This window comes from Ideonella sp. (genome assembly GCF_044358605.1).
Lineage (GTDB): Bacteria > Pseudomonadota > Gammaproteobacteria > Burkholderiales > Burkholderiaceae_C > Ideonella.
In genome coordinates, this window is sequence record NZ_JBIKNQ010000059.1 from 12,953 (window position 1) to 34,725 (window position 21,773).

Annotated in this window: 22 protein-coding genes and 1 tRNA gene; all 23 read right to left on the reverse strand. The window is 59.4% G+C overall.

The features are described from left to right. Positions 1-49 precede the first annotated feature (49 nt). The 23 genes from ACIQ3Q_RS18245 to rpsO all read right to left on the reverse strand — a co-directional run bounded on the left by ACIQ3Q_RS18245 (position 50) and on the right by rpsO (position 21,457). Positions 50-520 (reverse strand): DUF1178 family protein, encoded by a 471-nt coding sequence (locus ACIQ3Q_RS18245; protein ID WP_396270611.1) that lies wholly within the window; start codon positions 518-520, stop codon positions 50-52. 9 nt (positions 521-529) lie between these two features. After that, complete coding sequence (locus ACIQ3Q_RS18250; RefSeq protein WP_396270612.1) at positions 530-1,120, reverse strand: NUDIX domain-containing protein; 591 nt, start codon at positions 1,118-1,120, stop codon at positions 530-532. Further along, the gene (locus tag ACIQ3Q_RS18255) at positions 1,113-1,424 is read right to left on the reverse strand and encodes a DUF2818 family protein (RefSeq protein ID WP_396270613.1); all 312 of its coding nucleotides are present in this window, start codon (positions 1,422-1,424) and stop codon (positions 1,113-1,115) included. The genes ACIQ3Q_RS18250 and ACIQ3Q_RS18255 overlap by 8 nt, the downstream gene beginning before the upstream one ends. Before the next feature lie 13 nt (positions 1,425-1,437). Beyond that, positions 1,438-2,937, reverse strand: a complete 1,500-nt coding sequence (gene nuoN / locus ACIQ3Q_RS18260) for an NADH-quinone oxidoreductase subunit NuoN (protein ID WP_396270614.1) — start codon at positions 2,935-2,937, stop codon at positions 1,438-1,440. 18 nt (positions 2,938-2,955) lie between these two features. Next, positions 2,956-4,431: an NADH-quinone oxidoreductase subunit M gene (locus ACIQ3Q_RS18265; RefSeq protein ID WP_396270615.1), complete on the reverse strand. Its 1,476-nt coding sequence runs from the start codon at positions 4,429-4,431 to the stop codon at positions 2,956-2,958. A gap of 21 nt (positions 4,432-4,452) precedes the next feature. Beyond that, positions 4,453-6,474 carry an NADH-quinone oxidoreductase subunit L gene (nuoL, locus tag ACIQ3Q_RS18270; RefSeq protein WP_396270616.1) on the reverse strand — a complete coding sequence of 674 codons (2,022 nt, stop codon included), beginning with the start codon at positions 6,472-6,474 and terminating at the stop codon, positions 4,453-4,455. 22 nt (positions 6,475-6,496) lie between these two features. Continuing rightward, positions 6,497-6,811 carry an NADH-quinone oxidoreductase subunit NuoK gene (nuoK, locus tag ACIQ3Q_RS18275; RefSeq protein WP_396270617.1) on the reverse strand — a complete coding sequence of 105 codons (315 nt, stop codon included), beginning with the start codon at positions 6,809-6,811 and terminating at the stop codon, positions 6,497-6,499. Then, a complete protein-coding gene (locus ACIQ3Q_RS18280) occupies positions 6,808-7,446 on the reverse strand; it encodes an NADH-quinone oxidoreductase subunit J (protein WP_396270618.1) in 639 nt (212 codons plus the stop codon). Before ACIQ3Q_RS18280 ends, nuoK begins: the two co-directional genes overlap by 4 nt. Before the next feature lie 68 nt (positions 7,447-7,514). After that, positions 7,515-8,012 (reverse strand): NADH-quinone oxidoreductase subunit NuoI, encoded by a 498-nt coding sequence (nuoI, locus tag ACIQ3Q_RS18285; protein ID WP_210810157.1) that lies wholly within the window; start codon positions 8,010-8,012, stop codon positions 7,515-7,517. Between the two features lie 16 nt (positions 8,013-8,028). Next, on the reverse strand, positions 8,029-9,096 hold the full coding sequence (gene nuoH / locus ACIQ3Q_RS18290; protein WP_396270619.1) for an NADH-quinone oxidoreductase subunit NuoH: 1,068 nt from the start codon (positions 9,094-9,096) through the stop codon (positions 8,029-8,031). 20 nt (positions 9,097-9,116) lie between these two features. Beyond that, entirely contained in the window at positions 9,117-11,435 is a 2,319-nt protein-coding gene (gene nuoG, locus ACIQ3Q_RS18295) for an NADH-quinone oxidoreductase subunit NuoG (RefSeq protein WP_396270620.1), read from the reverse strand. An 18-nt stretch (positions 11,436-11,453) separates the two neighbouring features. After that, on the reverse strand, positions 11,454-12,800 hold the full coding sequence (gene nuoF / locus ACIQ3Q_RS18300) for an NADH-quinone oxidoreductase subunit NuoF (protein WP_396270621.1): 1,347 nt from the start codon (positions 12,798-12,800) through the stop codon (positions 11,454-11,456). Between the two features lie 2 nt (positions 12,801-12,802). After that, positions 12,803-13,327, reverse strand: coding sequence for an NADH-quinone oxidoreductase subunit NuoE (gene nuoE, locus ACIQ3Q_RS18305; protein WP_396270622.1), 525 nt, complete (start codon positions 13,325-13,327; stop codon positions 12,803-12,805). Continuing rightward, positions 13,324-14,577, reverse strand: a complete 1,254-nt coding sequence (locus ACIQ3Q_RS18310; RefSeq protein WP_396270623.1) for an NADH-quinone oxidoreductase subunit D — start codon at positions 14,575-14,577, stop codon at positions 13,324-13,326. Before ACIQ3Q_RS18310 ends, nuoE begins: the two co-directional genes overlap by 4 nt. A gap of 12 nt (positions 14,578-14,589) precedes the next feature. Continuing rightward, the gene (locus ACIQ3Q_RS18315; RefSeq protein ID WP_396270626.1) at positions 14,590-15,189 is read right to left on the reverse strand and encodes an NADH-quinone oxidoreductase subunit C; all 600 of its coding nucleotides are present in this window, start codon (positions 15,187-15,189) and stop codon (positions 14,590-14,592) included. Between the two features lie 12 nt (positions 15,190-15,201). After that, positions 15,202-15,678, reverse strand: a complete 477-nt coding sequence (locus tag ACIQ3Q_RS18320) for an NADH-quinone oxidoreductase subunit B family protein (RefSeq protein WP_210810164.1) — start codon at positions 15,676-15,678, stop codon at positions 15,202-15,204. Between the two features lie 88 nt (positions 15,679-15,766). After that, positions 15,767-16,126: an NADH-quinone oxidoreductase subunit A gene (locus ACIQ3Q_RS18325; RefSeq protein WP_396270628.1), complete on the reverse strand. Its 360-nt coding sequence runs from the start codon at positions 16,124-16,126 to the stop codon at positions 15,767-15,769. Positions 16,127-16,286: 160 nt separating this feature from the next. Further along, positions 16,287-16,371: transfer RNA gene (locus ACIQ3Q_RS18330), tRNA-Leu, on the reverse strand. A 142-nt stretch (positions 16,372-16,513) separates the two neighbouring features. Then, positions 16,514-16,900, reverse strand: coding sequence for a preprotein translocase subunit SecG (gene secG, locus ACIQ3Q_RS18335; protein WP_396270629.1), 387 nt, complete (start codon positions 16,898-16,900; stop codon positions 16,514-16,516). A 30-nt stretch (positions 16,901-16,930) separates the two neighbouring features. Then, entirely contained in the window at positions 16,931-17,671 is a 741-nt protein-coding gene (gene tpiA / locus ACIQ3Q_RS18340; protein ID WP_396270630.1) for a triose-phosphate isomerase, read from the reverse strand. A 26-nt stretch (positions 17,672-17,697) separates the two neighbouring features. After that, positions 17,698-18,684, reverse strand: a complete 987-nt coding sequence (locus tag ACIQ3Q_RS18345) for an NAD(P)H-quinone oxidoreductase (RefSeq protein WP_396270631.1) — start codon at positions 18,682-18,684, stop codon at positions 17,698-17,700. Positions 18,685-18,701: 17 nt separating this feature from the next. Continuing rightward, the gene (pnp, locus tag ACIQ3Q_RS18350; RefSeq protein WP_396270632.1) at positions 18,702-20,975 is read right to left on the reverse strand and encodes a polyribonucleotide nucleotidyltransferase; all 2,274 of its coding nucleotides are present in this window, start codon (positions 20,973-20,975) and stop codon (positions 18,702-18,704) included. Between the two features lie 218 nt (positions 20,976-21,193). Further along, positions 21,194-21,457 (reverse strand): 30S ribosomal protein S15, encoded by a 264-nt coding sequence (gene rpsO, locus ACIQ3Q_RS18355; protein WP_396270633.1) that lies wholly within the window; start codon positions 21,455-21,457, stop codon positions 21,194-21,196. Between the last annotated feature and the right edge of the window lie 316 nt (positions 21,458-21,773).

Below are 21,773 nucleotides of genomic sequence, written 5' to 3' on the forward strand. Positions count from 1 at the left end.
CACGCTGCCGCTCAAGCAGGCGCCGTAGCACAAAGCGTGGCGCGTGGGCTTAGTGAGTCGGGCCGGTCAGGCCCCTGGGTGTCGGCAGCGCCACCACCTCGATGCCCTCTTCGGCCAACTCGGCGCGTTCTTGGGCGCTGGCTTGCCCGCGGATGTTGCGGGCCTCGGCTTCACCATAATGAATGCGCCGGGCTTCCTCCGGAAAGCGTGGGCCGACGTCTTCTGTATTGGCGATGACCGCCCTGACGGCCTGCATCAAGCCGCCTTGCAGCGCAGCCAATGCCTTGGCCTGCTCATGTTGGTGAGGCTCACTTGCTGGCGCCACCTCGGGCGATGTGGCTTCTGCGACCACGGCACCCAGGTTCAGCCTGGGTGCACTGGGCAGGCGAGTGACTTGCTTGTCATCACACAGGGGGCAGCACAACAGGCCACGCTCTGTCTGCGAGAGGTAGTCGGCTTCCGACCCAAACCATCCTTCAAAGGTATGGCCCTGCGCGCAGCAAAGATTGAAGACTTTCATGCACCGACCTTAACCCTGCTGAGCGTCTGGCACAGACACCCAGGTCAGAGGCCACTGTCCGGACTGGGACTTCTGAAGCCACATCAGGGCGATCAGCGATTTGGCGTCCGTCAACGCACCTTGGCAGGCGGCGGCATCCAAGGCGTCGGGATCCATGGCCAAGAGCTCAATGAACTCCCCTTGGTCCAGGCTGCGCTGCCCGAGGTAGAGGTCGCGTGCAAACCAGATCTCGATGAATTCGGTGGAATAGGCCACTGTAGGGTGAAGCACGCCGGCCCTCGCCCATTGGCGGGCGCGATAGCCAGTCTCTTCAGCCAACTCGCGCATGGCACAGGCGTGGCGGCTCTCCCCAGCATCCAGCTTGCCCGCCGGGAACTCCAGGATCACCTGCTGAAGCGGATAGCGGAACTGACGCTCCACAATGACTCGCCCATCGTCCAAGATGGGCACGACCATCACGGCGCCAGGATGCACCACATACTCGCGTGTGGCTCGCTGGCCATCGGGCAAGGCAATCGTGTCTCTGCGGACATCCAGGAAGTTTCCCTGCACCAGTTGCTCTGAACTGAGGCGGGTCTCGACCAAATGTGCGTCAGACATCAGCGCGGGGCTGTTTGCGCAAATAGCGCCAGATAAAGCCCGGGAAGGCCAGCGTCACAAAGAGGCAGACGAATGCCGCATAGAACTCCCAGCGCTGTGGCGCGATTTGGCCCAAGCTGGACTCCAGCATGCTGCCAGCGGCCAGCGTCAGAGCGCCACACAGGCCCAGCTCCGCGAGCCGCCAAGCAAACGGCTTAGGCGCACGCTTAGGGCCAAGCAGCAACAAGCGCTCATTCATGAATGGCAAGTTGGCGGCCAACAGGGCCAACACCAGAACAAGCCAGACTGCAGTGGTCGAGGTCATATCTGCCGAACACTCAACCGGCCAAAGCAACTTGAATGGTTTGGCGGCAAAGCGCCATCAAACCCTCAGGCATCAGACCCAGGCCCAAAGCAGCCAGCCCGTTTGCAGCCAAAAGAACACCGACGCCGCCTTGAGCGGGCACGGGTGTGAGGTCTTTAGGCTCGTCAAAGAACATGACCTTGACCACCCGCAGGTAATAGAAGGCGCCGATCAAAGACAGCATCACGGCGGTGACGGCCAAGCCAATGTAGAGCGCCTCATTGGTGCTGACCAAGGCTTGCAGGATGGCGAACTTGGCGTAGAAGCCCACCATTGGCGGCACCCCGGCCAAGGAGAACATAAAGATAGTCATCACGCCGGCCAGCCAAGGGTTGCGCTTGGCCAAACCTGCCAGGTCAGACACTTCATCGCTCTCAACGCCCTGGCGAGACATGTACATGATCAGGCCGAAGGTGCCCAAGGTGGTGAGCACATAGGTGATCACGTAGAACATCGCCGAGCTGTAGCCGTTGGCCGCATTGAGGGTGTTGTGAGCCACCACAGTTGGGGTAAAGCCCAGCAGCATGAAACCCAGCTGCGCAATGCCCGAGTAGGCCAACATGCGCTTCAGGTTGGTTTGTGCAATGGCAGCCAAATTGCCCACCGCCAGCGAGCAGATGGCCAGCAGCATGAACATTTGCTGCCAATCACGGGCTACGCCGCTGAGGCCTTCGACCAAGATGCGAATCGTCACCGCAAAGGCCGCCAGCTTAGGGAAGCCACCAATCATCAAGGTGATAGCGGTGGGAGCTCCTTGATACACATCGGGCACCCACATATGGAATGGCACCACGCCCAGCTTGAAGGCCAAGCCGGCCACGATGAACACCACACCAAAGGTCAGCACGGTGGGGTTGATCTTGCCAGTCTGGATGGCGTTGAAGACCTCAGGCAGATCCAACGAGCTCGTCGCACCGTACATCATGGACATGCCATAGAGCAAGAAGCCGCTGGCCAATGCACCAAGCACAAAGTACTTCATGGCTGCTTCCGTCGCCACAGCATGGTCGCGACGCAAGGCCACCAAGGCGTAGAGCGACAAGCTCATCAACTCCAGACCAACGTAGATGACCAAGAAGTTGTTGGCGGAGATCATCACCGACACGCCAAGCAATGCGAACAGCGTCAGCACGTAAAGCTCACCCTTTAGAAGCTCACGGCTACCGATGTACGGCTGGGCATAGGCCAGGGTGATCATGACCGCAATGCCAGCGGCGACGGCCAGGAGGTGCCCCATAGGATCGGACACCATCAGGCCTTGCAAGGCATTCACAGACGCTGCTGCGCCGGTAACCAAACCAGTATTCAGGAGCTTCGCATGCAGGAGGGTGAACACAGCCACGGTGGCTTGTGACATCCAGAAGGTGACACGCCGACGCTCATCGACCACCCACAGATCTGCCAAGGCAATGAAGCAGGCAGCAATGAGCAGAAAGATCTCAGGGGCGGCGACAAGCCAGTTCAGTTCATTCATAGTGCTTTCCCGGCCACGTCAGTTGATCTTGGACGCTGCCACGTGCTTGAGCAGTTCTGTGACGGAAACCTGCATCACGTCGGTGAAGGGCTTGGGATACAGACCCATGGCCAACACAGCCACAGCCAGAATGCCCAGCATCACGAACTCACGCGAGTTCAAATCGGTCAACTCGCGAACGTTGTCGTTCGCCACGTCGCCGAAGTAGACGCGCTTGACCATCCACAGGGTGTATGCCGCCCCAAAGATCAGGGCTGTGGCGGCCAAAGCGCCGATCCAGAAGTTGTACTGCACGGCACCCAGGATCACCATCCACTCACCGATGAAGCCAGCGGTTCCGGGCAGACCAGCGTTGGCCATGGCGAACAACACAGCAAAGCCGACAAACTTCGGCATGGTGTTGACCACGCCGCCATAAGCCGCGATCTCGCGGGAGTGAACGCGGTCATACAGCACGCCAATGCACAAGAACATAGCGCCGGAGACGAAGCCGTGCGAAATCATCTGCACGATGCCGCCTGCCATGCCCAGCTCATTGAAGAGGAAGAAGCCCAGCGTTACGAAGCCCATGTGAGCAATCGATGAATAGGCCACCAGCTTCTTCATGTCCTGCTGAACCATGGCTACCAAGCCAATGTAGATGACCGCCACCAACGACAGCGTGATGATGAGCCAAGCGTATTCGTGCGCCGCATCAGGTGCGATAGGCATGGAGAAGCGCAGGAAACCATAGGCCCCCAACTTCAGCATGATGGCGGCCAGCACCACCGAGCCACCGGTCGGGGCTTCCACGTGGGCATCGGGCAGCCAAGTGTGCACCGGCCACATCGGCACCTTGACCGAGAACGCTGCAAAGAAGGCGAAGAACAACAAGGTCTGCGCCGACATGGGCAGCGGCATCTTGTGCCAGGTCTGGATGTCGAAGCTGCCACCCGCCTTGAAATACAGGTAAGTCAACGCAATGAGCATCAGCAGCGAGCCCAAGAGCGTATAGAGGAAGAACTTGAATGCGGCGTACACCCGACGCGGGCCACCCCAGATGCCGATGATGATGTACATCGGGATCAAGGTAGCCTCGAAGAAAACGTAGAACAACAGACCGTCGGCGGCCGAGAAGACGCCAATCATCAGACCCGACAGGATCAAAAAAGCACCCAAGTACTGGTGCGCTCGGTCGGTGATGACCTCCCAGGCTGCAATCACCACGATGATGGTGATGAAGGCCGTCAGCAGCACGAACCACACCGAGATGCCGTCGACACCCAGGTGATAGTAGACCTTGAAGGACTCGATCCAAGCCAGCTTCTCAACGAATTGCAGGCTGGCTAGCGCGTTGTCAAAACCCGTGATCAGCGGCAAGGTGACCAAGAAGGACACCACAGCGCCGACCAAGGCCATCCAACGCGCAGCATCAGCCCGCTCGTCACGGCCAAAGGCTAGCAAGACGGTGCCGAAAGCGATCGGCAACCAAATGGCAACACTCAAATAACCCATTCTTTTTCTCCGCCTGTCCGATCAATGGCCCATCAGGCTCGAAAGAAATGGCCACAACTGCCAGGTCATCAAACCGAAGATACCCAGCACCATCACGAGCGCATACAGCGACAAATAACCGGTCTGGAAGGTTCTGACCACGCCCGCCAAAGCACCGATACCCTTGGCGGAACCATTGACCACGGCACCATCGATCAGGGCCATATCGCCGCCCTTCCAGAGACCAACACCCAGCTTGCGGGCGCCTGCAGCCAGGACGTTCTCATTGAACCAGTCCATGTAGTACTTGTTCTCCAAGATGCGCACCACAGGCGCCAGCCCGCGACCAATCGCAGCCGGAACGGCAGGGTTGATGATGTAGAAGTAGTAGGAAAGCGCGACACCCGCAACCGCCAACCAGAAGGGCAAGGTCACGAGCCCGTGCATGGCCATCGCAGTTGCGCCATGGAATTGGCTGGCGATGACCGACATGGCAGGGTGAGCCTCTGCATTGACCAGAATCGCGTCCTTCAGGAAGTCACCGTAGAGCATGGGGTGGATCGTCAAGTAGCCGATCAAGACGGAAGGAATAGCCAACAGCACCAATGGCGCGGTCACAACCCAAGGCGACTCATGCGGCGCATGATGCTCGCCGTGGTCATCATGGTGGTCGTGCTCACCTGGGAAGGGCTTGTGATGGAAGCGCTCCTTGCCATGGAAGACCAAGAAATACATTCGGAAGCTGTAGAACGCTGTCACAAAGACCCCCGCCACTACTGCGAAGTAGGCAAAGCCTGCGGCAGGCAAAGTGCTGGCGTGCACAGCGAGGATGATGGAATCTTTGGAATAGAAGCCTGCGAAGAACGGCGTCCCAATCAGGGCCAAAGAGCCCAGCAAAGAGGTGATCCAGGTGATGGGCATGTACTTGCGCAGCCCACCCATGTTGCGAATGTCCTGGTCGTGGTGCATGCCGATGATGACCGAGCCGGCCGCCAAGAACAGCAAGGCCTTGAAGAAGGCGTGCGTCATCAGGTGGAACACCGCCACGTTGTAGGCGGAGACACCCAGGGCCACGGTCATATAGCCCAACTGAGACAAGGTTGAGTAGGCGACGACACGCTTGATGTCGTTTTGGATGATGCCCAAGAAGCCCATGAACAAGGCCGTGATGGAACCGATCACCACGACAAAGTTCAGCGCGGTATCACTCAACTCGAACAGGGGCGACATGCGCGTCACCATGAAGATGCCTGCCGTCACCATGGTCGCAGCGTGGATCAACGCGGAGATGGGTGTCGGGCCTTCCATGGAGTCTGGCAGCCACACATGCAGCGGGAACTGCGCCGACTTGCCCATCGCACCGATGAACAAGCAGATGCAGGTCACGCTCAGCAGTGCCCAATCCGTCCCCGGGAAGCCCAGCTTGGCCAAGTCACCGGCTTTGGTAAACACCTCGGTGTAGTTCAGCGAACCGGTGTAAGCCAGGATCAGGCCAATGCCCAAAATGAAGCCAAAGTCACCCACGCGGTTGACCAAAAAGGCCTTCATATTGGCGAAGATGGCCGTGGGTTTCTTGTACCAGAACCCAATCAGCAAGTAGGACACCAAGCCCACGGCTTCCCAGCCGAAGAAGAGCTGGAGGAAGTTGTTGCTCATCACGAGCATCAACATCGAGAAGGTGAACAGAGAGATGTAGCTGAAGAAGCGGTGGTAGCCCGGGTCTTCTTCCATGTAGCCGATGGTGTAGATGTGCACCATCAGCGACACGAAGGTGACGACGCACATCATCATGGCCGTCAAGCCGTCGACCATGAAGCCGACTTCCATCTTCAAGGGGCCAAGCCTCATCCACTCATAGATGGTGGCATTGAAGCGGGCGCCATCCACCGCCACATCCTTCAGCACCATGACCGAGATGATGAAGGCGATCAGCACGCCCAAGATGGTGACGACATGCGACGCGCGCCGACCGATGACTTTGCCGAAGAGACCCGCCACGATGGAGCCCGCCAAGGGCGCCAGAGGAACGGTCAGCAGCAGGGATTGGGAGAGTTGGGTAGACATTTCTCTGGGGCTCCGTGCGGGGTTACCCCTTCAGCGTGTCGAGCTCGTCCACCGCAATGGTGGAGCGATTCCGGAACAGCACGACCAAGATGGCCAGGCCGATGGCCGACTCGGCGGCCGCCACGGTCAGGATGAAGAAGACGAAAACTTGCCCGGCCATGTCGCCCAAATAGTGCGAGAAGGCCACGAAGTTCATGTTGACCGCCAGCAGCATCAGCTCAATGGCCATCAGCAGCACGATCAGGTTGCGGCGGTTCATGAAAATGCCCACCACCGACAAGGCGAACAAGAATCCGCCGAGCGTCAGGAAGTGATACAGCGAGATGCCCGTACTCATGCCTGGCCTCCTTCGTTCTTCTGTGCCTCAGAGGGCTGGTCGACAACCGGCTCCATCTTGACGATACGCACCCGGTCTGCCGCCTTGACGCGAACCTGCTCGGACGGGTTCTGGTAGCGGCTGTCCTTGCGCTTGCGCAGCGTCAGTGCAATTGCAGCCACCATGGCCACCAACAACAGCACAGCGGCCACTTGCAGCGGGTAGAGGTACAGCGTGTAGATCTCTACACCCAAGGCCCGGGTGTTTCCTAATTTAAGGGTCGCCGGGTCCATCGCATCGGGCACCGGCAAGTTGAAGCCTTGCTTCATGACCAAAGCCATCTCCAACGCAATCAACACACCAATGAATGCGGCCAGTGGGAAGTGTGTCCAAAAGCCCTCCCGCATGCTGTCGGTGTTGATGTCGAGCATCATCACCACAAACAAGAAGAGCACCATCACGGCACCTACGTACACCAGCACGAGAGTGATGGCCAGGAATTCAGCCTTCAACAACATCCATACACAAGACGCGTTGAAGAAAGCGAGCACCAAGTACAGCGCAGCGTGAACAGTGCTGCGAGCGGTGATCACCTTGAAGGCTGCAAACAACAGCACCCCAGAAAAGAGGTAAAACAGAGCGGAGATGGTCGTCATAGATGAATCTCGACGTTAAGTAGCCTTGTCTTGGTTAGCCCGGCTATACAAGCCTTGGCTATGCAGACTTAGCGGTACTTGGCGTCAGCCTCCTTATTGGCTGCGATGTCCTTCTCGTAGCGGTCACCCACTGCGAGCAGCATCTCCTTGGTGAAGTAGAGGTCGCCACGCTTCTCGCCGTGGTACTCAAAGATATGGGTTTCAACAATCGAATCCACCGGGCAGCTTTCTTCGCAGAAGCCGCAGAAGATGCATTTGGTCAGGTCGATGTCGTAGCGCGTGGTGCGGCGCGAGCCGTCGTCTCGCTGGCCGGCCTCGATGGTGATGGCCATGGCCGGACAGACCGCTTCGCAGAGCTTGCAAGCAATGCAGCGCTCTTCACCGTTTTCATAACGGCGCAGCGCATGCAGCCCCCGGAAGCGCGGGGACAGCGGTGTTTTCTCTTCCGGAAACTGCACCGTGATGTTGCGGGACAGAAAGTGTCGTCCTGTAAGGGCCAGCCCTTTCCAAAGCTCTAAGAGCAGGAAGCTGGAGAACAGGTCTTTGAGAGGAGTAGCAGCAGACATGGATGGGCGCCTTGCCTTACTTCCAGATGTTGAACGGTGACTGGATCCACAGGCCGACGACGACCAGCCAGATCAAGCTCACGGGGATGAAGATCTTCCAGCCCAGACGCATGATCTGGTCATAGCGGTAGCGCGGGAACGAAGCGCGCACCCACAGGAACATGGTCACCACGGCGAAAGTCTTAAGGCCCAACCAGATCCAGCCAGGAATCCAGTTGAAGACTGCCGAATCAATGGGGGGCAACCAGCCACCCAGGAAGAACAGCACCGTCAGCATGGACACCAGGATCATGTTGGCGTACTCCGCCAAGAAGAACATGGCGAAGGACATGCCCGAGTACTCGATCATGTGACCGGCCACGATCTCCGACTCGCCTTCCACCACGTCAAAGGGGTGACGGTTGGTTTCAGCCAAGCCTGAAATGAAGTAGACGGCAAAGATGGGCAGCAGCGGCAGCCAGTTCCACGACAGGAAGTTCAATCCCATGTCGGCAAACTGGCCCTTGTCCTGCTGCATCACCACGTCAATCAGGTTCATGCTGCCGGACACCATCAAGACCACGACCAGGGCAAAGCCCATGGCAATCTCGTAGGAGACCATTTGCGCAGAAGCTCGCATGGCACCCAAGAAGGCGTACTTGGAGTTGGACGCCCAGCCCGCAATGATCACGCCATAGACCTCGAGCGAGGTGATGGCCATCAGAAACAGCAAGCCAGCATTGACGTTGGCCAACACCACCTCTGGGCCAAACGGGATGACCGCCCACGCGGCCAGCGCTGGCATGATGGTCATGACGGGACCGAGGAAGAACAAGCCTTTGTTGGCCGCTGTGGGGCGAATGATTTCCTTGAAGATCAGCTTCACCGCGTCAGCGATGGGCGTCAGCAATCCCTTGGGGCCGACACGATTCGGGCCGGGGCGGACTTGCGACCAGGCAATCGCCTTACGCTCCCAGAGCGTCAGGTAGGCCACGCAGCCCATCAAGGGTGCCACCACGGCAACGATCTTGATCAGCGACCACACGACGGCCCACAGCGTGGGCCCCATGGTCGAGAGACCGAGTTGATAGATTTGTTCGATCATGTGTGTTCCCGTCTCGTCTCTCAGGCCGCAGCGGCCTTGCTCACCGAGATCTCACCAAACATCGCGCCCAGGGATGCGGTGTCCGGATGACCAGCAGGCACTCGAATGGTGTTGGCCGCTAAGCTGCTGTCCAACATCGCAGGAAGGACAACGCTGGCCGCCCCCTGACTCACCATGACCCGAGCGCCTTCGCTCAGGCCCAAGGCCGACCACACGGCTTGGGGCAAGGCGGCCTTGGGCGCGCGGGCATCGACCGTACGCTGCAGTGCATCAGCGCGACGCACCAAGGCGTCTGTGCAGTAAATGGGGACATCGGCAACGCGCTGCAGTGCGCCGGCGGCCACGGCCACCCCGCCTGCTTTGATCTCGTTGCTCAACTTGGTGGGCAAGGTGTTCACGTCGCCCAGCGCCTCGGCGCGGACCTCTTCAACCGACTCTTGCTCAAAGCCTTGCAGGCCCAGCAGGTTGCCCAGCACGCGCAGGACCTTCCAAGCAGGACGGGAATCGCCGAGAGCCTTCACGACACCGTGGAAGCTCTGCACACGGCCTTCAGCATTCACAAAGCTGCCGGCCGTCTCGGTGAACGGCGCGATGGGCAGCAGCACATCGGCGTTGTCCACAGCAGCGTCGCGGAAGGCGGTCAGTGCAACCACCAAACCGGAGCCTTTGAGCGCTGCCGTCGCGGCAGCGGCGTTGGCTGCGTCCAAGGCAGGTTCAACGTTCAGCAAGAGCAGCGCCTTCATGGGCTGGCTCAGCATCTGGCCAGCGTTCAGGCCAGCATCTCGCGGCTGCGCTTCGACCAACTGCGCACCCACCGAATTGGCAGCGGCGCCGAAAACGCCAACCTTGGCCCCCGTCTGCTGGCCAATCCAGTTGGCCAGTGCCAACAGCGCCGACGCTTGCGGGTGTTGCTGTGCAGCGTTGCCCAGCAGGACGGCCGTCTGCTGGCCAGACATCAAAGCATCTGCGACGGCTTGCGCAGCGGCGTCGGCTTGCCCGCTAACCGGCGAAGCGACACCCTTGGCCGATGCCACGGCGGCAGCGACACTAGCCAAAGTCTGCAGCCAGTCGCTAGGGGCTGCTGTCAGGCGACCAGCCAGCGTCATGGCCCAATCATCGTGCGCGGCGTTCAGGCTGAACACTTGCGCGCCACGGCGAGTGGCTTGACGCAGGCGCTGCGCGAACAGCGGATGATCCTTGCGCAGGAAAGAGCCCACCACGAGGGCGCGATCCAGCGTCGACAGTTCGGCAATCGGCATGCCCAGCCACTGAGCGCCCTGCCCTGGCGTGAAGTCAGCATGACGCAGACGGTGGTCTACGTTGTCGCTGCCCAAACCACGCACCAGTTTGGCCAGCAGATGCAACTCTTCCACGGTGCTGTGAGCCGTGCCCAAAGCGCCAATGCCTTGAGCACCAAACTCACCCTTGACACGCTTCAGGCCGTCGGCCACATAACCCAGCGCGGTGTTCCAGTCGACAGTGATCCACTCACCGCCTTGCTTGATCATCGGGGCCGTCAAGCGCTGAGCGCTGTTGAGGGCCTCGTAGCTGAAGCGGTCGCGGTCAGCGATCCAGCATTCGTTCACCGCTTCGTTCTCCAGCGGCACCACGCGCATGACCTGATGGTTCTTCACCTGAACAATCAGGTTGGCACCAGTCGAGTCATGGGGGCTGACGCTCTTGCGGCGCGACAACTCCCAAGTACGGGCGTTGTAGCGGAAGGGCTTGCTGGTCAACGCACCGACCGGGCAGAGGTCGATCATATTGCCCGACAGCTCGGAGTCGATGGTCTGCCCGACAAAGGTGGTGATCTCGGAGTGCTCGCCGCGATGCTGCATGCCCAACTCCATCACGCCGGCCATTTCTTGGCCAAAGCGGACGCAGCGGGTGCAGTGGATGCAACGGCTCATCTCTTCCATGCTGATGAGCGGGCCCACGTTCTTGTGGAAGACCACGCGCTTTTCTTCTTCGTAGCGCGAGGCCGTGCCACCGTAGCCGACGGCCAAGTCTTGCAATTGGCACTCACCGCCTTGGTCGCAAATGGGGCAATCCAGCGGGTGATTGATCAGCAAGAATTCCATGACCGACTTCTGGGCCTTCAGGGCCTTGTCGGACTTGGTGCGCACGATCATGCCTTGCGTCACGGGTGTGGCGCAGGCCGGCATGGGCTTGGGGGCCTTTTCCACATCAACCAAGCACATGCGGCAGTTGGCAGCGATGGAAAGCTTTTTGTGATAGCAGAAGTGGGGGATGTAGGTGCCTGCAGCATCTGCAGCATGCATGACCATGCTGCCCACAGGGACCGAGACCTTCTTGCCGTCGAGTTCGATTTCAACCATGTTCTTCGTGTCCGCTTTTTAGACGTAGGCAGGGACCACGCAGGTCTTGTGCTCGACGTGATGGACGAATTCATCGCGGAAGTGCTTGAGCATGCCGCGCACAGGCATGGCCGCTGCATCACCCAAGGCACAGATCGTGCGGCCCATGATGTTTTCGGCGACGTTGTCCAGCAAGGCCAAATCTTCCATGCGGCCTTCGCCGTGCTCGATGCGGCTGACCAGGCGGTGCAACCAACCTGTGCCTTCGCGGCAGGGCGTGCACTGACCGCAGGATTCGTGGGCGTAGAAATAGGACAAGCGCAGCAGGCTCTTGACCATGCAACGCGTCTCATCCATGACGATGACGGCGCCAGAGCCCAACATGGAGCCCGCCTTGGCGATGGAGTCATAGTCCATGGTGCAGTCCATCATCACGGCAGCCGGCAGCACAGGCGCTGATGAGCCGCCAGGAATGACGGCCTTCAGCTTCTTGCCGCCCTTCACGCCACCCGCCAACTCCAGCAGAGTGGAGAACGGTGTGCCCATGGGAACTTCATAGTTGCCAGGACGCTCAACGTCTCCCACCATCGAGAAGATCTTGGTGCCGCCGTTGTTGGGCTTGCCGCACTCTAGGTAAGCTTGGCCGCCGTTGCGGATGATCCAGGGCACCGCCGCAAAGGTTTCGGTGTTATTGATGGTGGTCGGACGACCATACAAGCCGAAGCTGGCTGGGAACGGCGGCTTGAAGCGGGGCTGGCCCTTCTTGCCTTCCAGCGACTCCAGCAAGGCAGTTTCTTCACCGCAGATGTAAGCACCAAAGCCATGGTGAGCATGGAGTTGGAAGCTGAAGTTGCTGCCCAGGATGTTGTTGCCCAGCAGACCTGCAGCACGCGCTTCTTCCAGGGCCGCCTCAAAGCGCTCGTAGGTGCCGAAGATCTCGCCGTGGATGTAGTTGTAGCCCACGGTGATGCCCATGGCGAAGGCTGCAATGGCCATGCCCTCGATCACGCTGTGCGGGTTGTATTGCAGGATGTCGCGGTCTTTGCAGGTGCCCGGCTCGCCTTCGTCTGAGTTGCAAACGAGGTACTTCTGGCCCGGGAAGGCGCGGGGCATGAAGCTCCACTTCAAACCCGTTGGGAAGCCCGCACCACCTCGACCACGCAGGCCAGACGCCTTGACCTCAGCGATGACCTGGTCTTGGGTCATGGGCTCAGTGCCATCGACGCCCAAGATCTTGCGCAGGGCTTGGTAGCCGCCACGCGCCTGGTAATCTGCCAAATGCCAGTTGCTGCCGTTCAGCTCGGCATAGATCTGCGCGCCGATATGGCGGCCGTGGAAACAGGTGTGCTCACCTTTAGTCTCGAAGCGGGAAAGATCGAGGGCCATGCTCACACCGCCTTTCCGGATTCAGAAGCCTTGATCAGCTCGACCATCTCGTCGAGCTTGTCATGGCTCATGTAGCTCAGCATCTGGCGGTCGTTGACCAGCATCACCGGCGCATCGGCGCAAGCGCCCAGGCACTCGCACTTGGCCACGGTGAACAGGCCGTCAGCGGTCGTGCCGCCGTCTTCCACACCGAGCTTCTTGCACAGGTGCTCCAGGGCTTGTTGCCCATTACGCAATTGGCAAGGCAGGTTCGTGCAAACATTCAACTTGTACTTGCCAGTCGGGTGCTGGTTGTACATGTTGTAGAAGGTTGTGACTTCATGCACCGCCATGGCGGGCATGCCCAAATACTCAGCAATCTGAGCCTCAGCGTCAGTAGACACCCAGCCCTGCTCTTGCTGGACGATGGACAGACAAGCCATCACGGCGGATTGCGCCTGTTCCTTGGGGTACTTGGCGACTTCCTTGGCAAAGCGGGCCAGGGTCGCGTCACTGAGCTTCACAGCGGTGGTTTGAGCTGCAGTCATCGATCGATCTCACCAAACACAATGTCCATGGTGCCGATGACCGCGACAGCGTCGGCGATCATGTGGCCACGGGCCATTTCATCCAGAGCTGCCAGATGGGCGAAGCCTGGGGCGCGAATCTTCAAGCGATAGGGCTTGTTGGCACCGTCGCTCATCAGGTAGATGCCGAACTCACCCTTGGGGTGCTCGACGGCGGCATAGGCCTCGCCTTCCGGCACATGGAAGCCTTCGGAGAAGAGCTTGAAGTGGTGGATCAGCTCCTCCATCGAGGTCTTCATCTGCACGCGTGAGGGCGGCGCGACCTTGTGGTTGTCGGTGATGACCGGGCCGGGGTTCTTGCGCAACCATTCCACACATTGCTGGATGATGCGATTCGATTGGCGCATTTCTTCGATTCGCACCAAGTAGCGGTCGTAGGTGTCACCACCCACGCCCACAGGCACGTCAAAGTCCATCTTGGCGTAGACATCGTAGGGCTGGGTCTTGCGCAAGTCCCACTCGATGCCTGAGCCGCGCAGCATGGCGCCGGTGAAGCCGAGATTCAATGCACGCTCAGGCGTGACGACGCCAATGCCCACCGTGCGCTGCTTCCAAATGCGGTTGTCAGTGAGCAGGGTTTCGTACTCATCCACCAGCTTGGGGAAGCGCTTGGTGAAGTCTTCGATGAAGTCGAGCAGCGAGCCTTGACGGTTCTCGTTGAGCTGCTTGATGGCGCGCTCGTTCTTGATGCGGCTGACCTTGTACTGCGGCATGCTGTCCGGCAAGTCGCGATAGACGCCGCCCGGACGGAAATAGGCCGCATGCATCCGCGCACCAGACACTGCTTCGTACATATCGAAGAGGTCTTCACGCTCGCGGAAGCAGTAGATACAGATGTTCATCGCGCCGCAGTCCAAGCCATGGCAACCCAGCCACAGCAAATGGTTCAGCAGACGTGTGATCTCCGAGAACATGACGCGGATGTACTGCGCACGCTCCGGCACCTCAATGCCCAACAGCTTTTCGATGGCCAAGCAGTAAGCATGCTCGTTGCACATCATCGAGACGTAATCCAGCCGGTCCATATAGGGCAGCGACTGGATGTAGGTCTTTTGCTCGGCCAACTTCTCGGTGGCCCGATGCAACAGACCGATGTGAGGGTCAGCGCGTTGAATGACCTCACCGTCCAACTCCAGCACCAAGCGCAGCACACCGTGGGCGGCCGGGTGCTGAGGACCGAAGTTCAGCGTGTAGTTCTTAATTTCTGCCATGGCTGATAACCTTTAGTGCAGGCCGCCGTAGTTGTCTTCTCGGATCACGCGGGGCGTGATTTCGCGAGGCTCAATCGACACAGGCTGGTAGACCACACGGCGCTGTTCGGCGTCGTAGCGCATTTCGACATGACCCGACACCGGGAAGTCTTTGCGCATCGGGTGACCAATGAAGCCGTAGTCCGTCAAGATGCGACGCAGGTCTTGGTGGCCTTCAAAAATGATGCCGTAGAAGTCAAAGGCTTCACGCTCAAACCAGTTGGCGGCATTCCAAATGGGGGTCACGGCGGGCACGACCGGGAGGTCGTCGTTGGGCGCAAACACCTTGAGGCGAACACGCCAGTTCAAACTCACCGAGAGCAGGTGGGAGACGACGCAAAAGCGCAGGCCGTCCCAAGGCTGATCTTTGTAGGTGGACATGTCCACGCCGCAGAGGTCAATAAGTTGCTCGAACTTCAGCTTGGGATGATCGCGCAGTGTTGTCGCTACTTCCGTCAGATCAGCCGCCGCCACCGTGATGGTAATTTCACCGCGCTCGCGCTTGAAATCTCGAATGCGCTCTCCGAGCACCTCTTGCAAGGCCGCTTGGAGTTGGTCAAGTCGTTGGGTCATGAGTCTGTTGCCTCAGCGAGCGATGGTGTTTTCGCGCCGGATCTTGGCTTGCAACTGCAAGATGCCGTAGAGCAAAGCTTCTGCCGTGGGGGGGCAGCCCGGGACATAGACGTCCACCGGAACGATGCGATCGCAACCACGGACCACGGAGTAGCTGTAGTGGTAATAGCCTCCACCATTGGCGCACGAACCCATGGACATTACCCAACGGGGTTCAGCCATTTGGTCATACACCTTACGCAGCGCAGGAGCCATCTTGTTGCACAAGGTGCCCGCCACGATCATCAGGTCAGACTGACGCGGACTGGGCCGGAACAACATGCCGAAACGGTCAATGTCGTACCGCGCCGCGCCCGCGTGGATCATCTCCACGGCGCAGCAAGCCAAACCAAAGGTCATGGGCCACAGAGAGCCCGTCTTCGACCAATTGATGAGGGTGTCGACCGAAGTCGTGACAAAACCCTCTTTCAGAACGCCTTCAATACCCATTGCGTATGCCTTCTTTCCTGATGCGCCCAATTCAGCGCGGGATTCGAAAAGCCGATGCCAGGTGGCACCCACTCAAACTCAGGAGTCTTCACTCCCAGTCCAGTGCGCCCTTCTTCCACTCGTAGGCAAAGCCCACCACCAGAATGGCCAAGAAAACCATCATCGCCCAGAAACCTGACGCCCCGATGTCTTGGAGCGAAACAGCCCAAGGAAACAGGAAAGCAATTTCCAAGTCGAAGAGGATGAACAAAATGGCGACGAGGTAGTAGCGCACATCGAATTTCATGCGCGCGTCTTCAAAGGCCTCGAAGCCGCATTCGTAAGGGGAGTTTTTGGCTGCATCAGGCCGATTTGGGCCCATCAAGTAGCCCAAGACCTGAGGCACGATGCCGACACCGACACCGACCAGAATGAAGAGGATCACGGGGAGGTAGGCTTGCAGATCCATGGTCAGTGTTCCAGCGATGACAAAAACTCATCCGGCCATAAAAAAAGCGCGCCATTCATAGCCCACTGCCGTGAACCACTGACTTAGCGCGCCCCCTTCGCATCCCTCATGTCTCAGGGCGCTCAGCAAAGTGCCGGATGACGATTTTGCTGATATTGACTGGTGCCGACGGCGAGACTCGAACTCGCACAGCTTTCGCCACTACCCCCTCAAGATAGCGTGTCTACCAATTTCACCACGTCGGCCAAACAGACATTTCGAAAACCCAAGGGTTCGCAGATCCGTCTGTCAAGCTACTCTTGCTCGCTTGAGGTTTTGCTTGCTGAGTAGCCTCAAATTCTAGCCTGAAAATCGCACATTTCCTAGGGTTTGTGCGAGTGATTCGCGTCAGCGTGTTGCGCTGGCCGCTGCAGCACTGGCCGGCACAACTGGCGCAGGCGCTGCTGAAGGAATCTGTGGCACGGTCGGAGCAGCGCTGCTGGCTGGTACCGCACGCTCCAGCACACTGCCTGATTCCGCCGCAGCGTTGGTGTTGGCCTTGTTAGACAACAAAGCCAGGCCCAACGTCGAGGCAAAAAAGATGGCTGCGCAAACCGCTGTGAAGCGCGAAAGGAAGTTTGCACTCCCCGTGGCCCCAAAGAGACTGCCTGATGCACCACTGCCGAATGAGGCGCCCATATCAGCGCCCTTGCCGTGCTGAATCAGCACCAGAACAATCATGGCAATCGCGGCCAACATTTGGACCACGACCAATAAACTCGACCAAACTTGCATGCTCTCAAACTCCAGTAAATCAGTATTCGCTTACTTGGCTGCGCGGCAGATCGCCACGAAGTCGGCGGCCTTAAGAGCCGCCCCACCAATCAAGCCACCATCAATGTCTTTTTGCCCGAATAAGCTGGGGGCGTTGTCGGGCTTCACGCTACCACCGTACAACAGCACCATGGATTCAGCCTTGGGCGTGGCTGCTTGCAACTGCGCACGCAACAGGGCGTGCACCGCTTGTGCCTGTTCCGGGGTCGCAGTGCGCCCGGTGCCAATGGCCCAGACGGGCTCGTAAGCCACAACCATCTCACCCACGCAATGACCCAAGGTGTGGATCACAGCAGAGAGCTGGCGCTTGACCACTGTTTCCGTCTCACCCGCCTCACGCTGCGCCAGTGTTTCACCCACGCACACGATGGGTGTGATGCCCCGAGCTAGCGCTGCCTTCGCTTTGTCGGCCACCAGTTGGTCGCTCTCCGCATGATAGGCGCGGCGTTCTGAATGCCCGACGATCACGTAGCGGCAGCCAAACTCCGCCAACATCCCGACCGAGACCTCACCTGTGTGGGCGCCTTGTTCGTGGGCCGAGCAATCTTGCGCACCCCACCGCAACTCACTGGCAGACAAAGTGACTGCCGTGTCGCCCAAATACGGATAGGGCACGCACACCGCCACATCGCAATCGAAGGGCCGGGCTTGGCTGATTCCGGTCAGCAGTTCAGCATTGGCTGCGCGGCTGCCGTGCATCTTCCAGTTCCCGACCACGAGTTTGCGTCGCATGTTCTCTTCCTCAATTCTCTGTTGTTTCACCACTGCAAGACGATCTTGCCCACGTGCTGGCTGGCTTCCATCAGGGCATGAGCAGCTGAGGCCTGCTCGGCCGGGAAGGTGCGCTCAATCACCGGTTTGATGCGACCGGCTTCAATCCATGGCCACACCTTCTCACGCAGGGCGACAGCAATCGCCGCCTTAAAGCTCACTGGCCGCGGCCTGAGGGTTGAACCCGTGATGGTGAGGCGCCGCCGGAGAACGTCGCCAGCGTTGAACTCTGCACGCACACCGCCTTGCACCGCGATGATGACCAAACGGCCATCATCCGCCAAACACGACACCTCGCGAGCCACATAGTCGCCCGCGACCATGTCCAAGATCACGTCCGCACCACGGCCTTCCGTGAGGCGCAATACCTCTGCCGCAAAATCGGCAGAACGGTAGTTGATGGCATGGTCTGCCCCCAAAGCCAGGCAGGCTTGGCACTTGTCATCCGAACCTGCCGTCACGAGGACGCGAGCACCCCAGGCCTTGGCCAGCTGAATGGCCGTGACACCGATGCCACTGGCACCGCCTTGCACCAATAGCGTTTCGCCAGCCTGCAGTCCACCGCGGACAAAGACGTTGGACCACACGGTAAAAAAGGTCTCCGGCAGCGACGCGGCCTCAACATCTGAAAGGCCTCGAGGCACAGGCAGACACTGCGCCACGGGCGCCACGCAAAGCTCGGCATAACCGCCGCCTGCCACCAGGGCGCAGATGCGGTCACCTACGGCCAAGCCTGCAGCCGCCATCGCTTGATCGTCACCCGACACCACCACGCCGGCAATCTCCAGACCAGGCAGGTCAGAAGCGCCCGCTGGAGGAGGATAGGCGCCCTTGCGCTGCAGCACGTCCGGACGATTCACGCCGGAGGCCGCGACACGCACCAAGACTTCTCCGGCACCCGCGACAGGATCAGGGCGCTGGCATTCCACCAGAACCTCAGGTCCACCCGGTTGTGAGATAGCAATGGCACGCATCAGCGGAGACTCCAGATTTACTGCTGCTGTTGTTGCTGCTGTTCGCCTTGGTCGCCGCCAGCATCGGCCTCACGGGGCGCCTGTTCAGCGCGCTCACGACGAGGACGATCACCACGGTCGCCACGCCCACCGCGATCGCCACGATCACCGTATTCGCGACGAGGACGCTCGCTGCGAGTGTCTTCTTCCATGCCTTCAGGGCGCTCCAACAAGGCCTTCAAGGACAGCTTGATGCGACCCTTTTCGTCGGTCTCCAAGACCTTGACCTTGACGATCTGACCTTCGGTCAGGAAGTCGGTGACCTTCTCGACGCGCTGGTGGGCGATCTGGCTGATGTGCAGCAAACCGTCCTTGCCAGGCAGGATGTTGATCAGGGCGCCGAAGTCCAAGATCTTGGTGACCGGACCTTCATAGACCTTGCCGATTTCGGCTTCTGCAGTGATCTCTTCGATGCGCTTCTTGGCATAGGCGGCCTTGTCGCCATCGGTCGAGGCGATGGTGATGGTGCCGTCTTCCTCGATGTTGATCTGGGTGCCGGTTTCTTCGGTCAGCGCACGGATGGTGGCGCCGCCCTTGCCGATCACATCACGGATCTTCTCGGGGTTGATCTTCATGGTGTAGAGGCGCGGAGCGAACTGCGAGACTTCCGTCTTCGACTCGCCCATGGCTTCCACCATCTTGCCCAAGATGTGCATGCGGGCTTCCTTGGCCTGAGCCAGTGCCACCTGCATGATTTCCTTGGTGATGCCTTGGATCTTGATGTCCATCTGCAACGCCGTGATACCCACTGTGGTACCGGCCACCTTGAAGTCCATGTCGCCCAGGTGATCTTCGTCACCCAAGATGTCGGTCAACACGGCAAAGCGGTTGGCATCCTTGATCAGGCCCATGGCGATACCGGCCACGTGCGCCTTCAGGGGCACGCCAGCGTCCATCAAAGCCAAGCAACCGCCACAGACAGAAGCCATCGAGGACGAGCCATTCGACTCGGTGATCTCGGAGACCACGCGCATCGAGTAAGGGAAGTCTTCCTTATTCGGCAACACAGCCACCAAGGCACGCTTGGCCAAACGGCCGTGGCCAATTTCGCGGCGCTTGGGCGAGCCCACGCGACCGGTTTCGCCGGTGGCGAACGGAGGCATGTTGTAGTGCAGCATGAAGGACTCGCTGAACTCACCGGCCAGCGCGTCAATCTTCTGGGCATCGCGGTCAGTGCCCAAGGTGGCAGCCACCAAGGCCTGGGTTTCGCCACGGGTGAACAGGGCTGAGCCGTGAACACGGGGCAGCACGCTGTTGCGGATCTCGATGGCGCGCACGGTGCGGGTGTCGCGGCCGTCGATGCGAGGCTCACCGGCCAAGATCTGGCTGCGCACGATGCGGGCTTCGATCTCAAACAGCAGGCCTTCAACTTCCACGCCGTCAAAGGCAGCGCCTTCAGCAGTCAATGCAGCCTTGACGCTGGCGTAGGCCTCACGGCAGGCTTGCGTACGAGCTTGCTTGGAGCGGATTTGGTAGGCGGCGCGCAGAGCGGGCTCAGCCAAAGCAGTGACCTTGGCGATGAAAGGCTCATCCTTGGCGGGTGCCTGCCAGTTCCAAGTGGGCTTGCCGGCATCACGCACCAACTCATGAATGGCGTTGATCGCGATCTTGCCTTGGTCGTGACCGAAGACCACGGCGCCCAGCATGACTTCTTCAGACAGCTGATTGGCTTCCGATTCCACCATCAGCACGGCGGCTTCGGTGCCAGCCACCACCAAGTCCATCTGGGAGTCAGCCAACTGGGTCTTGCCCGGGTTCAGCACATACTCGCCATTGATATAGGCCACGCGGGCCGCGCCAATCGGGCCATTGAAGGGAATGCCCGACACCGACAAAGCGGCGCTGGTGGCAATCATGGCGGCGATGTCGGCCTGAACTTCAGGGTTCAAACTCAGCACGTGCACCACGACTTGCACTTCATTGAAGAAGCCTTCGGGGAACAGCGGGCGGATGGGGCGGTCGATCAAACGGCTGGTCAGAGTTTCCAGCTCGCTGGGGCGGCCTTCACGCTTGAAGAAGCTGCCGGGGATCTTGCCTGCGGCATAGGTCTTCTCGATGTAGTCGACAGTCAGCGGGAAGAAGTCTTGGCCCGCTTTAGCATCAGACTTGGCCACCACCGTGGCCAAAACCACCGTGTCTTCGATATTGACCAGCACAGCGCCGGTAGATTGGCGAGCGATTTCGCCCGTTTCCATGGTGACCTGATGAGGGCCCCACTGGAAGGTCTTGGTGACTTTGTTGAACATGCTCATAGATCACTTTCGGTGAAGAGGACGCGCGGTATCGGCGGCGTCAAAACCGGGATCAGACGGCTGCGGGCGGGATGCCATTCCAGAGGTGCATCGCGGCGATAAACCTTTGGAATGACACAGCAATGCCCCGTGGCAATCTGCTCCAAAACGACAAAAGAAAAGACAAAGAGCCTGTACTGGCGAATCCTCCAGACAGGCTCTTTTCCATGTGCGCAGAATTACTTGCGCAGACCCAACTTTTGGATCAAAGCGGTGTAGCGGTCGGCATCCTTGCCCTTGAGGTAGGACAGCAGACGCTTACGCTGGTTAACCATCTTCAGCAGACCGCGACGACCGTGGTGGTCCTTGAGGTGCAGCTTGAAGTGGGGAGTCAGCTCGTTGATGCGAGCAGTCAGCAGTGCCACTTGGACTTCGGGGGAACCCGTGTCAGCAGCGCCGCGGGCGTGGGCCTGAACAATCTCGGCCTTCTTGGGTGCAGCCATGGTCATGGCGATTTCCTTTATGAATGGGTCCCCGCCGCCATTGAACTGCGCTGCGGTCCCCTGTTTCGACTTGCGATCACGAGTGAAACCGACCCGTGTCGTGCTTGAGTGGCCCAAACAAATAGTCTTGGATGGACCAAACCCGCAGATTCTAACCCAAAGCACTGAAGCTACCAAAAGGGCGAATTGACCGACCTTTCCCCCTAAGCTGCAGACCCCTAGCAGGCTGCTGAAAAACCGCCTTGATCATGCAGCTTTGGCGCCCGACTTAAAGTCTGAGTTGAGTGCGTTTCGTGATGCGGGAAATCGAGCCCGA

Bases quoted from the DNA above. Each gene is read 5' to 3' on its own strand.
- nuoG (WP_396270620.1), bottom strand. From the start codon at position 11,435: ATGGTTGAAATCGAACTCGACGGCAAGAAGGTCTCGGTCCCTGTGGGC.
- nuoK (WP_396270617.1), bottom strand. From the start codon at position 6,811: ATGAGTACGGGCATCTCGCTGTATCACTTCCTGACGCTCGGCGGATTC.
- nuoL (WP_396270616.1), bottom strand. From the start codon at position 6,474: ATGTCTACCCAACTCTCCCAATCCCTGCTGCTGACCGTTCCTCTGGCG.
- secG (WP_396270629.1), bottom strand. From the start codon at position 16,900: ATGCAAGTTTGGTCGAGTTTATTGGTCGTGGTCCAAATGTTGGCCGCG.
- ACIQ3Q_RS18265 (WP_396270615.1), bottom strand. From the start codon at position 4,431: ATGGGTTATTTGAGTGTTGCCATTTGGTTGCCGATCGCTTTCGGCACC.
- ACIQ3Q_RS18245 (WP_396270611.1), bottom strand. From the start codon at position 520: ATGAAAGTCTTCAATCTTTGCTGCGCGCAGGGCCATACCTTTGAAGGA.
- rpsO (WP_396270633.1), bottom strand. From the start codon at position 21,457: ATGGCTGCACCCAAGAAGGCCGAGATTGTTCAGGCCCACGCCCGCGGC.
- ACIQ3Q_RS18255 (WP_396270613.1), bottom strand. From the start codon at position 1,424: ATGACCTCGACCACTGCAGTCTGGCTTGTTCTGGTGTTGGCCCTGTTG.
- nuoF (WP_396270621.1), bottom strand. From the start codon at position 12,800: ATGGCCCTCGATCTTTCCCGCTTCGAGACTAAAGGTGAGCACACCTGT.
- ACIQ3Q_RS18310 (WP_396270623.1), bottom strand. From the start codon at position 14,577: ATGGCAGAAATTAAGAACTACACGCTGAACTTCGGTCCTCAGCACCCG.
- ACIQ3Q_RS18325 (WP_396270628.1), bottom strand. From the start codon at position 16,126: ATGGATCTGCAAGCCTACCTCCCCGTGATCCTCTTCATTCTGGTCGGT.
- nuoH (WP_396270619.1), bottom strand. From the start codon at position 9,096: ATGATCGAACAAATCTATCAACTCGGTCTCTCGACCATGGGGCCCACG.
- nuoN (WP_396270614.1), bottom strand. From the start codon at position 2,937: ATGAATGAACTGAACTGGCTTGTCGCCGCCCCTGAGATCTTTCTGCTC.
- ACIQ3Q_RS18315 (WP_396270626.1), bottom strand. From the start codon at position 15,189: ATGACCCAACGACTTGACCAACTCCAAGCGGCCTTGCAAGAGGTGCTC.
- ACIQ3Q_RS18320 (WP_210810164.1), bottom strand. From the start codon at position 15,678: ATGGGTATTGAAGGCGTTCTGAAAGAGGGTTTTGTCACGACTTCGGTC.
- nuoI (WP_210810157.1), bottom strand. From the start codon at position 8,012: ATGTCTGCTGCTACTCCTCTCAAAGACCTGTTCTCCAGCTTCCTGCTC.
- ACIQ3Q_RS18250 (WP_396270612.1), bottom strand. From the start codon at position 1,120: ATGTCTGACGCACATTTGGTCGAGACCCGCCTCAGTTCAGAGCAACTG.
- tpiA (WP_396270630.1), bottom strand. From the start codon at position 17,671: ATGCGACGCAAACTCGTGGTCGGGAACTGGAAGATGCACGGCAGCCGC.
- ACIQ3Q_RS18345 (WP_396270631.1), bottom strand. From the start codon at position 18,684: ATGCGTGCCATTGCTATCTCACAACCGGGTGGACCTGAGGTTCTGGTG.
- pnp (WP_396270632.1), bottom strand. From the start codon at position 20,975: ATGAGCATGTTCAACAAAGTCACCAAGACCTTCCAGTGGGGCCCTCAT.
- ACIQ3Q_RS18280 (WP_396270618.1), bottom strand. From the start codon at position 7,446: ATGACGACCATCTCCGCTCTGTTTTACCTCTTTTCTGGGGTGCTGTTG.
- nuoE (WP_396270622.1), bottom strand. From the start codon at position 13,327: ATGACTGCAGCTCAAACCACCGCTGTGAAGCTCAGTGACGCGACCCTG.